Annotated in this window: 10 protein-coding genes; 2 read left to right on the top strand and 8 right to left on the bottom strand. The window is 61.2% G+C overall.

The window, feature by feature from the left end:
* Window positions 1-6: 6 nt before the first annotated feature.
* Together ONB52_17025 and coaE are read left to right on the top strand one after the other, a co-directional pair.
* Window positions 7-4,317, top strand: a complete 4,311-nt coding sequence (locus tag ONB52_17025) for a S8 family serine peptidase (GenBank protein ID MDZ7417838.1) — start codon at window positions 7-9, stop codon at window positions 4,315-4,317.
* Window positions 4,318-4,393: 76 nt separating this feature from the next.
* Window positions 4,394-4,996: a dephospho-CoA kinase gene (gene coaE, locus ONB52_17020; GenBank protein MDZ7417837.1), complete on the top strand. Its 603-nt coding sequence runs from the start codon at window positions 4,394-4,396 to the stop codon at window positions 4,994-4,996.
* A 90-nt stretch (window positions 4,997-5,086) separates the two neighbouring features.
* Here coaE and ONB52_17015 read toward each other — a convergent pair whose 3' ends face one another.
* The 8 genes from ONB52_17015 to ONB52_16980 all read right to left on the bottom strand — a co-directional run bounded on the left by ONB52_17015 (window position 5,087) and on the right by ONB52_16980 (window position 13,164).
* On the bottom strand, window positions 5,087-5,692 hold the full coding sequence (locus ONB52_17015) for a hypothetical protein (protein MDZ7417836.1): 606 nt from the start codon (window positions 5,690-5,692) through the stop codon (window positions 5,087-5,089).
* A 593-nt stretch (window positions 5,693-6,285) separates the two neighbouring features.
* Window positions 6,286-7,713: an aldehyde dehydrogenase family protein gene (locus tag ONB52_17010; GenBank protein ID MDZ7417835.1), complete on the bottom strand. Its 1,428-nt coding sequence runs from the start codon at window positions 7,711-7,713 to the stop codon at window positions 6,286-6,288.
* A gap of 13 nt (window positions 7,714-7,726) precedes the next feature.
* Window positions 7,727-8,062 carry a hypothetical protein gene (locus ONB52_17005; protein MDZ7417834.1) on the bottom strand — a complete coding sequence of 112 codons (336 nt, stop codon included), beginning with the start codon at window positions 8,060-8,062 and terminating at the stop codon, window positions 7,727-7,729.
* A complete protein-coding gene (locus ONB52_17000) occupies window positions 8,059-8,475 on the bottom strand; it encodes a DUF393 domain-containing protein (protein ID MDZ7417833.1) in 417 nt (138 codons plus the stop codon). Before ONB52_17000 ends, ONB52_17005 begins: the two co-directional genes overlap by 4 nt.
* Window positions 8,456-9,145, bottom strand: coding sequence for a tRNA (guanosine(46)-N7)-methyltransferase TrmB (trmB, locus tag ONB52_16995; GenBank protein MDZ7417832.1), 690 nt, complete (start codon window positions 9,143-9,145; stop codon window positions 8,456-8,458). Before trmB ends, ONB52_17000 begins: the two co-directional genes overlap by 20 nt.
* A 58-nt stretch (window positions 9,146-9,203) precedes the next feature.
* Window positions 9,204-10,721: a metal ABC transporter permease gene (locus ONB52_16990; protein ID MDZ7417831.1), complete on the bottom strand. Its 1,518-nt coding sequence runs from the start codon at window positions 10,719-10,721 to the stop codon at window positions 9,204-9,206.
* Window positions 10,718-11,749 (bottom strand): metal ABC transporter substrate-binding protein, encoded by a 1,032-nt coding sequence (locus ONB52_16985; GenBank protein MDZ7417830.1) that lies wholly within the window; start codon window positions 11,747-11,749, stop codon window positions 10,718-10,720. The genes ONB52_16990 and ONB52_16985 overlap by 4 nt, the downstream gene beginning before the upstream one ends.
* Window positions 11,750-11,883: 134 nt before the next feature.
* Entirely contained in the window at window positions 11,884-13,164 is a 1,281-nt protein-coding gene (locus tag ONB52_16980) for a hypothetical protein (GenBank protein MDZ7417829.1), read from the bottom strand.
* Between the last annotated feature and the right edge of the window lie 14 nt (window positions 13,165-13,178).

Here is a 13,178-nt window from a genome sequence, read left to right as displayed (position 1 = left end):
CAATGCATGACCAGGCTTTCGCTTTTTCGCCCGGCCTGCCGGTTTTTCGCCTGCGGCCTGCTGGCCCTCCCGGCTTCACCGCTTTGGCCGCAAACCGCCGCGGTGCAGCCCGGCATTGTTCCCGGTGAAATCATCCTCAAACTGCAATCTTCCGCCGGCATCCTGCGCAAGGGCGGGGAGATTGTTTTTGCCCCGCAGAGCCGGCTGCCTGCCAGCCTGCAAAACTTCGGTGCCTATCGCGCCCTGCGCCTGTTTCCCGAGTTACACCAGGGGGAACTCGCTGATTACATCCTGGTGCGCTTCGACAACCACCCGCCGGAGCTGGCGGCCTGCCTGCAAGAACTCTCCCGCCTGTCCGAAGTCGCGCAGGTGCAATACAATCACATATTGCACGCCACCGGCAGGTTGGGCCCCGCCGCGCCTCCGGAGGGGGCGCCCAATGATTCCCTTTTCCCCGCGCAGTGGGCATTGCAAACCCTGCGCGCCACCGCGGCCTGGCACACCACCAGCGGCGCCGCCAGCGTGTTGCTTGCCGTAATCGATACCGGCGTCGAACTCGATCATCCCGATTTGCAGGCCAATCTCTGGATCAATGCCGCGGAAGATCGTAACGGCAACGGCCGGCTCGATCCCGCCGATCTCAACGATAGCGATGACGACGGCAACGGCTTCCGCGATGACGTCATTGGCTGGGATTTCACCGATGCGCCCAATTTTCCGGATGGCGGCGATTATCGTGACCGCGATCATGATCCTTCCGATGAGAACGGCCACGGCACGGCGGTCAGCGGCATCATCGCCGCCGTGGCGAACAACCGCATCGGCATCGCCGGCCTGGCGCCGGGCTGCAGGGTCATGGTGTTGCGGGCCGGCACCAGCCGGGGTCTGCTCGAGGAGGACGATGTCGCGGCGGCCGTGGTGTATGCCGTGCACAACGGCTGCCGGGTGATCAACATGAGTTTTGGCGATGTGGTCGTCTCGCCGCTGTTGCGCGACGTCATGCAATTCGCCCATCGCCGCGGCGTGGTGCTGGTCGCTGCGGCCGGCAATGAGGCGGGCACAACCCCGGTTTTTCCCGCCGCTTTCCCCGAAACAATCTCGGTTGGTGCCAGCGATGTCGCGGATCGCCTGGCTGCCTTTTCGAACTACGGCGCCAGCGTCGATCTCGTGGCCCCCGGCGTTGACATTCTCACCACCACCCGGCAGCACAGCTATGGCCGGTTCAGCGGCACCTCGGCGGCCGCGCCTTTCGTCGCGGCACTCGCCGGCCTGCTGCTCTCGCGTTCGCCGGAGTGGAGCAATGACATGATCCGCGCCGCGCTGCAAAACACCGCGGTGGATCTGGGCGCGGCAGGATGGGATCGCTTTTTTGCCGCCGGCCGCATCGATGCCGCGGCGGCGCTGGCAGTGAAGCAGGTGGCACGGGCTGAAATCGCCTCTCCGGCGATGGATGCCGGCTTCACCGGCAAGGAGATGCTCGTCATTCGCGGCACCGTGCTCGGCGCCTTCGTTGAACGCTATGAATTATCCTTTGGCGTGGGCGATGATCCTGTGACCTGGCAGCCCCTGGCTTCCAGTTCCCGGCGTCAAGTGCTGAGCGATTCCCTCGCCTCCTGGCCGCTCACCAGCGTGCCCGAGGGCATTTACACCCTGCGGCTGGTTGCAGTCCAGCAACCCGGACCGGCCGTGGAAGACAAAGTTCGCCTTGTGATTGACCGCACGCCGCCCAAGTTTTCCGCAGTGAAAATGACAGCGATGCTCGATGGCAATCACCCCAGTGTGTTGCTTGAATTCGACACGGACGAAATCTGCCGTGCGACCTGCTGGTGGCGGCCGCGCGGCGCCGCAACTGCTTTTGCGCCGCTGCCGCTGAATTATCTCACCACCAAGCATCGCCTGCACTTCACCCGCACCCTGGCGGGCGGTGAGATCGAATTTTATTTGGAAGCCGAAAACCGCGCCGGGCTGACGACACGCCACGACAATGACGGCCGCTATTTTGCTTTGAATCTCACCGGGCCGGAGATTCCCTCGCATACCTTCGTCGAGAGGCTGCTGCCCCGGGAGGCGCAACTGCCCGCCGGTTTGCTGCCGCCGCGGGCCGTGGATTTTGACCGGGACGGCTCGCCGGAATTGCTGCTTTCAGTTTACGGCCGCGGCAACGCCATCGGCCCGCTCACCCTTTTTGAGTGGGATGGCCGGGGCTTTGTGCCACAATTCACCTTCAGCCAGCCGCTGATCACGCGCGACTTCGGCGACAGCAATGGCGACGGCAAACTCGAGCTGCTCGCCGGCATGGGACCAAAGAGTTTTATTTTTGAAGCACCGCAGCCCAATGCCTTTCCCACGCAACTGGTGTGGGCGGACAGCAATGAGTTTTGGGCCGGCCGTTTTGCTGATCTCGATGACGACGGCCGCAGCGAGATTGTTGCACGCAATGCCACCGGCTTTGCGGTCTGGGAAGCCACCGGCGATCATGCCTTCCAGGCCGTGGCCCAACTGGAAAATTTCACCGCCGGTGAGAATGGCGTCGGTGTGCCGCATGCCGAGCTGGGTGATTTCGACGGCGACGGCCGCCGGGAAATTTTGCTGGGGGATTCCGACGGCGATGTGTATGTCTATGAGGCCGCCGGCGACAACGACTTCACCCCGGCCTGGCACGATCGCCTGCCTCTGCGCGACACCATTGCTTTTATTCGTGCCGGTGATTTTGACGGCGATGGCCGCAGTGATTTTGCCGCCGGTTGCCATTCCGATCCTGCGTTGAACAGCGAGCATGAATTCGATGCCCGCCACTGGCTCTTCCGCGTTTATCGCGGCACGGGAGACAATCAGTTTCAGGTGATCTGGGAGCAGCGCTTCTTTGGCTTGCAACCGCCGCCGGCTTTCGACGCCGGTGTCAGTGCCGGCGACAGTAATGGCGATGGCCGCGATGAGCTCTTCCTCAATCTCTTTCCCGATGGCTACGTGGTGGATTTTGCCGCGGGCAGCAGCCGCATGATCTGGCACTACCAACCGGTGCGCAGCAATGCCACGCTGGTGACCACGCTCTCTCCCGGCGCCGGCCGCAGCCTGCTCTTTTCCGATGGCGCCATCATACGAGTCTTTTCGCCGGCGGGCAGCGAAACGGCGGCGCCGGCGCCGGCCGGCATCACCGCACGGCCGCATGATGCCACCAGCGTTTGGCTGCACTGGCAGCCGGTGGCGGGCGCGGAGGGCTATCTCCTCACCCGCGAAAAAACCGGTGGCACGGAAGTGTGCAACACCATCATCACCGCAAATGAATATCTCGATGCCGGACTGGTCAGCGAGCAGGTCTATCGCTATACCGTCGCGACGATCGACAGCCAGCGCCAGCCCATCATCGGGCCGCCATCGCGCAGCGTAAGCGCCCGGCCCACGGCCGCGCCCCGCGTGTTGCGCGCAGCCTTTTTTCCACCGCAACAAGTGGCAGTGACTTTCTCGGAGGCGATGCACGAAGACCTGCGCTGGCATGGCCGCTTTTGCCTGCGGCCGGTGGCAGCCGGCGCTGATCCCTCCGGCTGTTGGACGCCCGCAAGCATTGTCTCCAGCCGCGCAGGCAGCGAGGTGATCTTGAGTTTCACTGATTATCATTTTGCCGCGGGTGAATACGAAATCGAAGCGGCCAACCTGTTCGATGTCGATTTCGCCCGGCTGGATTCCGCCCATGCACGTACCCGCTTTCACGTCGCCGCGGCCGAACCCCGTTTTTACCTCGCTTCCGCGCGGCTGGAATCGCCCAAAAGTGTGCTGCTGGGCTTCAATCTGCCAGTGGATCCGCGCACTGCCGGAGAACCGGCCAACTACCGCCTGCAGATTACCAATGAATCTGCCTTGCAGCCGCAGTTGCACAGCGTCACGGTGCTGGCGGAAAATCCCGCGGCCGTGCGATTGCGGCTGCGGGACGGTTTCGTGGCGGCCACCGGTCTGAACTACTTGATCACTGTGCAGGGCGTGCGCAGCGCGGGCGGCACAGCGTTGCGACCGGGCGAGGGTGATGCCATTGGCTTTGCGCCAGTTGCCGCCGATCTGGAGGAGGTCAGGGTCTTTCCCAATCCCTTTGTTGCCAGCCGGCATTCCCGTTTGATGATCGCCGGTTTGACGCCCGCGGCAACCATCAGGATACTCGATCTGCAGGGCCGGGTATTGGTGACCCTCACGGAAACCGATGGCAACGGTGGCTATCCCTGGGACGGCCGTGATGAGGAAAGAAAGTTGTTGCCTTCAGGGGTGTATGTGTGTTATGTTACATCCGGCACACAAACAGCGTGGGCGAAATTTGTGATCGTGCGGTGAGGCGGCCGGCGCCCCGGCATGGCGAGTCAGCAGGAAGTGCCATTACAAAAACACGGTTCAGGGAGGGCAGTGCTTTATGCTCGTGGTCGGATTGACAGGCGGCATTGGCTGCGGCAAATCAGAGGTGCGGAGCCGCTTGGTGGCTGCCGGTTTGGAAGCCATTGATGCCGATACCCTGGCGCGGGAATTGACCAATACCAACGCAGGCATCATCAAGGCCATCAAGGCGGAATTTGGGGAGGACATGTACGATGGCGACGGCCGGCTGCGGCGCAAAGCGCTGGCGGCGATCGTTTTCAACGACCGCAAAAAACTTGAAATTCTCAACGGCATCATCCATCCGCGCGTCATCAGCACGGTGGAGCGCATGATCGGCAAGTGGGAGACGGCGGGCAAAAGCATGGCCATCATCGAGGCCGCGCTGCACTACGAGGTCAAATGGAACGAGGCCATGGACGTCATGGTTGTGGTCTATGCCTCGCTGGAAAACCGCATCAAGTGGATCATGCAGCGCGACGGCATCGACGAAGCCGCGGTGCGGCGGCGCATGGCCAACCAACTGCCGCTTGAGGAGAAGGTCAGGCGCGCAGATTATGTGGTCGAAAACACCGGGGATCTGCAGCAACTCGATCGCGCGGTGGAGCAGTTGGTGAAATGGTTGCGTGCCCGGGCCGCGTAGAGACAGCCGGGTGCGCCAAGTGGCCGCAGAGACGTGGCTGTTCGCGGCTGGCCGCCGCAGCACAACCCCGCCACACCGCCGGTTTTGCTTTCAGCCGGTACTCCCGGGTCTCGCGCCGTTGCAGGCGAGCGGGACGGAACCGGCGCAAACGCCTGTGAGGGAACGGCGACAAGAGAAATGCAAAATTTCACCGGAGGCATCCGGGACAAGCGCAAAATCCTCCAGGCGGCAGGGGGTGAGCGCAGCGTCGCCGGCTGCGTTGTTGTCATTGTCCGCTTCTTCGCGGTTGAACACGCTGTGCTGCGGACAGAGTGCCGCGATTTGTTCGAGGGTTTCGCGCAATTCTTCAAGCATCACTTTCTGATTCACGGCGATACCCGAGACGGTTGGTGCAGAAAACGCGCCGGTCCCTGGTTTGAGTTTGCCTGCCTGCCGTTTCTTTTCGCTGGGGTGAATGATGATTTCAAATTGCATGCCGCTGCAATGAACCGGCGTGGCGTGACTAAACTCAGTTTTTGCTGAGCACATTCCCGAGCACGAGCCCGGGCACCAAATTTTTCCTGACCTCTCTTCCGAGAGCGTACTTATTCTGTTTTTGTCTGAAACAGACGGCCTGCCCAGGAAGCGGGCCAAAGAGGAGCTTTCCACCTTGCCGCATTTTTTGTTTGGGCGAAAGGTCATTATCCGTTCGCTCATGTCAATGACTTCTTCGAAGTGCAAGACTGGTGAAGCCTGGTGATGGGAAAAATTCCCCGCATGACGACAACCAAAGCCGGGCTCGCTTCATCCGATCAGACAAGACTGTCAATTGCAAATGGTCATATGGCAGGGATTTGGCAGTTCAATTGATCGCGTTGTCAGATTCACTGTTTCAATGATTAAGCTGTGCTTGCCTTTTACTTATTTTTTTTAGAAAGGCGGCGGGGGCTGACGATTTTCATGCAGCAGCGCGACACTTCAATCGCACCCAAGACAGCGAACTGGCGGTGCCAGCATCAGCCAAAACAAAAATGCTGTAAAAAATATCTTGACTTTCCGGCATTCTTGCTTTATATTGGCCGTGCTTTTTGAAAGCAACTGGGTGGCTGGAAGATCAAAAAGCCAGCTTCACAGTCAGTGACTGAAAAAACGGCGCGCTGTACGGTTTACTTCGATACAAACTACGAGATCCCCCCCCAGTCTCGTAAGTTTGAACCGGGTTGTCGAAGTTCCAATCGGAAGCGCGCCTTTTATTTTGTATCCTGTCCGTTGGCCTGCGGTTTACCCGCCCATGTGTTTCCCCACTGGCCTCAAGGCTTGCGCAAAATCATCATGCGGATTTCCGTCATCTCCTCCATCGCGAAGCGAATGCCTTCCCGTCCCAAACCACTCTCTTTGACGCCGCCATAAGGCATGTGATCCACCCGCCACGAGGGCACCTCACCGATCAACACCCCGCCGACTTCCAGCTTGTCCCACGCTTGATGGGCTTTATAAATGTCCCGCGTGAAGACGCCGGCCTGCAGGCCAAACCTGCTGTCGTTGACTTCGTTCAGCGCTTGCTCAAAATCGCGGAACGAGGACAGCATCGCCACCGGCCCGAAGGCCTCCTGGCAGGAAATCTTTTCATCTTTTGGCACGTTTTCGAGCAAGGTGGCCTCCATTATCGCACCGTGGCGCCGGCCGCCACACAACAGTCGTGCCCCGCGCTTGACCGCGGCATTGATCCAATTCTCCAGACGGATGGCCTCCTGCTCGGAGATCATCGGGCCGATGAAAGTGTCTTCCTCCCTGGGATCCCCCATCTTGAGCGCGCGGGTTGCCGTCACCAGTTGCTCGCGAAATGACTCATAAACCTGTTCGTGAACGAGGATGCGCTGCACGCTGATGCAACTCTGGCCGGACTGATAGAAGCCACCGAAGATCACCCGCTTGACCGCATCAGCAAGATCGGCGTCGGCATCGATGATGACGGCGGCATTGCCACCCAATTCGAGCACCACTTTCTTCCTGCCGGCACGGCGCTTCAGCTCCCATCCCACCTCCGGCGAGCCGGTGAAACTCAACAGCTTCAAACGTTCGTCCTCGGTGAAGAGACGCGCGCCTTCACGGTGGCAGGGCAAAATGGAGAAGGCACCCGGCGGCAGATCGGTTTCCGCCAGCACCTCACCGATGATCAGGGCGCCGATCGGCGTCAGGCTGGCCGGCTTCAACACGAAGGGACAACCCACCGCAATGGCCGGCGCCACCTTGTGAGCCGCCAGGTTCAGGGGAAAATTGAATGGTGAGATGAAGGAGCACGGCCCAATGGCAACGCGCTTCCACATGCCCACATAATTCTGTGCGCGCGGTGAGATGTCCAGCGGCAGGACTTCGCCGGTCAGGCGCACGGCTTCTTCCGCGGCAATGCGAAAGGTGTCGATCAAGCGGTTCACTTCCCCGCGGCTGTCACGGATCGGCTTGCCGGCCTCCAGACACAGGCTCATGGCCAGTTCCTCGGCGCGCTCGCTGAAACGCCGGACACAATGTTGCAACACCGCCTGGCGCTTGAATGCCGGCAACGCACGCATGGGTTCGGTGGCCGCCACCGCTGCAGCGATCGCCTGATCAATCGCTTTTTCATCAGCGAGGGCGGCGCGCGCGACGACACCGCCGGTATATTTGTCGGTGACTGGCAAATCGGTGTTGGGTTGCACCGGTTTGTTGGCAAGGTAATAGGGGTACTCGGGCTTGAGCATGGCTGTCCTCCGATTAACTGCGCTCTCGCAAGGTCGGGCAGATGTGTTTGAGACGCTCTCTGCCTGCGATTCTCAAGTTCACATGAGTGGATCCCACAGCTTCAAATTCACCTCGTCTTCTGTAGCGCGCGATCGCCATATTGTCCGGCGCACTCGCTCGTTCCCAACCGAGACGACTGTGACAGCAAAGGGCAAGGGAGGTCACCCAATCGCGTTTGTTCTCCCGCGGCAACAATTTCCCGTGCAATGTTTTTGTGGGAAGGCTGCTTTCGTCGGAGAATTTTTCTTGCTGCATTTTGTTGGATGAAATCATGATGCCGGCTTCATCTCCGGTGCGGAATCGCTTCACGATCCATCGCGCTCCACCGGCGCACGGCAGACTGCAAGGCCGAGCCAGCGTGACAACCGCTGCCGGTATCGGGCGATCACGGCATAGATGATGATTTCGAGCAGCAGGAGCACGGGCACGGCATGGCACAACATCACCAACAGCGTCCAGGGCGGATGCCGCCAGAGAAAAAAGTTGACGGCAAATGCGCCGCGATAAACGCGCCCGCTGCGGGAAACCGCGTGCAGCCGGCGGGTGCATTGCGTTCGCGTCACGCCGAGCGCCAGCAGCTCCGCATCCGAAAAATTTTGAAACGGCATGATCCGCCAGCACCCGCGGGCGGCCATGCGGCGTGCGTGATCTGCACAGAACCGGCAGAGACCGCAATCGCCGTCAAAAAGCAGGAAATGCTGATCACCGGCTGGCAGGGTCATGACGCCCCTCTGCGTTCGCAGGCCAGGGTCGAGATGAAATTTTGCACAGCTTGAAGTAGTACAGTGGCAGGCCCTGCTGCCGGAACTTCGTCTCATAAAGCGTCGGCAGGCGATCGGGCAGCCCGGAAACGATGCCGCCGGCCAGGCAGCTCCGGAAGCCGCCGTGCGCCAGGAACTGTTGCAGCATTTCACGGGCATAGTCGGCCACATCCGTTGCCACCGTCACCACGCCTTGCGCTTGCAGGCGATCATGCAACAATGCGACCAGCGGCGGTTGCACCAGCCGGCGTGGCGCGTGGCGGCGTTTGGGCCAGGGATCCGGGAAATTGATGTAAACTTCCGCCACTTGTCCGCTGCGGAACGCCGTTGCGAATGCAGCCTGTGCCGGCATGGCCAGCAATCGTACGTTGGTCAACTGCAGACGGTCGATCTTCCGCTGCGCACGCGCCAAGCTTTTGGCATAAATATCGATGCCGATGAAGTTCGACTCGGGTTCGGCTTGCGCCATGGCTGTGAGAAAATGGCCATGCCCGCAGCCGACATCCACTTTGAGCGGATTGTGATTGCCAAAGATCGCGGGCCAGCCGCGGCCCGCAACGATTTCAGCGGGTGCAATCACCCAGCCGGACGGCGGAAGGGCGGCGTTTGCGGTCTCGTGCGGGCACATCATTACTGTCGCAAAACAACTGCGGGGTGTGTCTGGGAATCGTGGGACGCTCCTGCCGGCTTCAGGGGGAGAAAATCTTTTTCTGGGGATCCCACTTGAGTTGATGACGATGCTTCGCCCACCATTGCCGAAACGGCCGGATTTCACTGTCATTGGCCGCCGCCGGTATTTCTGCGTGAAAGGGGAAATCCACTTTGAGATGGGCGCAGAGATGCTCATGGGCATCCTTGCGGATGTCGGTGGCTTCGCCGGTGTCCATCATGTCGAGCAACACCGGCAGACCGCGCGGGTCTCCCAGCTCGAGCGCGGCTTCGGCCAGTTCGACGCGAATGTACTCATCTTGCTCCTTTTCCGCCGCGGCGAGCAGCCGCGGTGTGATGCCGGCATGCCCCAGAATTTTTGCGGCCCGCACGGCATCCTCGCGCACCAAATCCTGCGGATCATCGAGCAGGGCGAGCACCTGCGGCAGTGCCGCGGCCATGCGGTGTTCGATCACCAGTCGCAAAGCCCGGCCGCGCACTTCCGCTTCGGCATCCGACAGCAGCGGCAGAATCTGCTCGAGGCGGGCGTGATCCAGGCTGGAATCGGCAGACAGCATGTGCAGACCGAGCAGGCGTTCATTTTTAAGCGGACTGGCCAGCAAATTCGCGGCATGGCGCGCCGTTGTCTTTTCAAACAACAGCGTCAGACCGAAGAAGGCGGCAACCGCCACGCCGCCGGCCGCCACGCGCAGCACTGCGACGGTCTTGTGCACGGCATGCTGCACATACCACAAGATGCCACTGGCCACGAGAAAGACGGCAAAGCAAACGACAATGGTGGGGCCGGAGGGCAGGTCGGAGGCATAGGAGATGACCACGCCCAGCAGGCTCACCAGCCCGCCGATCACCCAGCCGATGGTCAGCCGGAGGCTCAGCCGGTCGGCAAAGAGCACGGCAATCACCGCCGGGATCACCAGAAAACAAAAGACCAGCAGCACGCCCGCGATCGCCACCGAGCTGGTGACCACGAAACCGAAGGTGAAATAGAACAGAAAATCCCACAGCCGCACCGGGATGCCCTCGGCCTCGGCGCGCAGGGGGTCATGCGAGATCAACAAAAAATGGCGGCGAAAGCGGTAATGAAACAGACCGATGGCCGCATAAAGCACCGCCGTCGTGACGATGGTCGGGCCGCGCACCCACAGGATGCTGCCCGCCAGCAGTGTCTCCACCTGCTCGGCGCCGTGCGCCAGCCGGGCGGTTATCAAAATGGTGGTGGCAAGCGCCACCGCGTAGGTGATGCCAATGATCGCCTCCTGCGGCACGCGCTCATGGCGCATGCGGGTGAGCGAAAAGATGACGGCCCCCACCGAGGCAAACAGCAGCGAAAAAAGTTTGATGCTCCAGTGATCGGTGTCGAGATCGTAACCCAGCAACACGCCGTAGACCGCGCCCAGTGCCGCGATCTGCGCCAGCGCCAGATCCACAAAAATCACCTTGCGCGCCAGCACATGGATGCCGAGATAGACATGAATGCCGGCGAGCAGCAGGCACGCCAGCATGGGGTAGGTCATCGTGCGCAGAAAGTCTTCGATCATGGTTGCAGGCTCGCGAGCAAATGGTCGATCAGCCGGAAATAATTCGGTGCCACCGTGCCGGGGCCGACATCGATGGGAACCACCACCACCCGGGCGCCGGTTTGCGCGGCGATGTAATCCGCCGCGGCGCGCGGATAAAAATTCTCGATCAGAATGGTATCGATGCCCTCGGCCTTCATCACTGCGATGACGCGGTCCCGATGGCGCGCCGACGGCTCGATGCCCGGCTTCTCTTCGATCTCGATGGCAACCGTCAGGCCGAAACGCCGGGCAAAATAAACCCAGGTTTTGTGATACGAAACGATCTTGCGGCCGCGCAGTCTCTCTGCCTGTGCGAGCCAGCCGCCGAGCTTGGCGCTGAGCTGGCGCGCCGCCAAAAACTCATGCAGACTGCCCTGGCGCGCCAGCCGCGTGAGTTTGCCGGCACCAACCTCCCGCAACAGCTCGGCACCAAAGAGTGCTTCATCCAGGCGTTGCTGATAGGCGGCCAGTCGTTCATCATAATAAGCCGCACCCGCCGGATCGATCGCTTTGAAACCGCCGGCGATGTTCTCCACCATTTGCCTGACGTTGAGCGGGTCGAGCCAGATGTGCGGATTGCCATAGGGGTGGACATCGCCCCATTCGCGCGACAGGGTTTGCGGCAGCTCCAGCGTGGCGATGTTGTTGGAGGCAACGATCAAACCCGGCTGGCCTAATTGAATCCGGGGATTGCCGGAGCCGGCGAGCAGATTTTCCGTCCACAGCTCGAGCTGCAGCCCAATTTCGATGAAGGCATCCGCTTCGCGCGCACGCTTCATCAGCGTGGGCCGTGGCTGCACGAAATGCGGATCTTCATGCGGATCCGCCAGGGCCTGCACCTCCATGCGCTCGCCGCCGATCTCCCGGGCAAAGTCTTGCAACACCGACAGCGTCGTCACCACACGCAATTTTCCGCCGGGAGCACCGGCCGGAGCGGCGGTGGCGAGTGTTGACACCAAAGCGGTCAGCAGGAACACCATGCGATATGGCAAAGCATCGTTCATCATATTATCCTCAAAAAATTGACCTGTTCGCACAGATGCAGGCGTGCGGCCTCGCGCTCACCTTCCTGGGAAAGTGGAAGGCTGCGCGACGAAACGCGCCGCCGGGTCTGAGCCGACTGTCCGGGCGTTGGCGCAGGTCAGCGATTTACCCAATAGGGCTCGGCGGGATGCGCGCCGAACACGAAGTTGATTTCGAGCATGGCCGTGTTGCGGCCGTCCCCTTCAAGATCGCTTCTGACATGCTCCCACCCCAGGCGCAGCCGCAGGTATTCCGTGGTGTAGTAACTCAAAAAGGCGGCGTAGGCGCGCGTCTGCTGTTTGCTGCGGCCGAGCGCCTCGGCAAAATCGGCGCGCACGCCCAGATAGGTGCGGCGATTGAACTGGTATTGCGACCAGGCGTAACCGCCGAGCGGCCGGCGGCCCGGCCGTTCATCATCCGCCAGGTTGTATTTCGTCCAATACAACTCGCCGCCGAGCAGAAACGAATGCCATTCGCCGCGGGCTTTGGGTTTCCACTTGTAAGTGAGGTCGAAGCCGTACAGCCGGCTGTGCAAACCCTGCCCGCCGCCGGCTTTGCCCCAATAGCCGCTTGCGCCCAACTCCAGATCATGGCCGGCGGCGGGCTCCCAAAACCACTTGAGGTGGGCCAGGCCCGCGAGATGATCACCGGCATTTTCCGCGGCGATCGGCAAATTGCCGCCGTTCAACAAATCGAGGGTGGCTTCCAGCGTGTTGGCCGTGCCCGGCGTCGGCAGGAAGAATTGCGCCGACAGGCCGTTTTGGATGAAGCCCTCTTCGCCGAGAAAAGTGGTCAGCGCACGCGGGTAGGAAGTCTGCGGCAGATCGTGCAAATGGATTTTGTTGAAACGGCCGAACTCGGGGCGGTAGCGGCCGGCTTTCAGCTTCAGACCGAGCGGTGCAGTATTGAGCAGCGGCAGCTTCTTGAGCACAAGATACCCCTCTTCGATGCCGGTGGTGAATTGATTGGGCGCCTCGGCTTCCACCGCGACGATGAGAAACCCATCGGCCCAGGGATCGATCGCCGCACGCAGGTCGATCTCGACCTCGCGCAGATTGAAGCGGTTGTCGATGCGCTCCCCTTCGTCGAGCATCACGGTTTGATTGTCGAAACGGCCGAGGAAATTGCCGAAGACAGTCAGGCGGGGATTGAACACGTTGGCCGACTGGGGCGTGAGGTTTGCCGGCCGGCTGGCTGCGGCAAGGCGCTGTTCGAGTTGCTCGATTTGTGCCCGCAACTCCTCCAGGTCCGCGGCATGCGCCTGCTTCAGCTCTTCAATTTGACGCTGCAACTCCTCCAGCGCCGGCGGAGCGGCGGTGGTCTGGCTGCGGGTCTGCGGCCCTGCCACGATCACCGCCACAAGCATCACAGTGCTGATTCGCCATGTCCCTCGTGTCATGCGATCCTCTCCCT

The sequence above is a fragment of the candidate division KSB1 bacterium genome, from assembly GCA_034506255.1.
GTDB lineage: Bacteria > Zhuqueibacterota > Zhuqueibacteria > Zhuqueibacterales > Zhuqueibacteraceae > Coneutiohabitans > Coneutiohabitans thermophilus.
The sequence above is the reverse complement of the archived record's forward strand: the minus strand, read 5'-3'. Positions and strand labels throughout refer to the sequence as shown.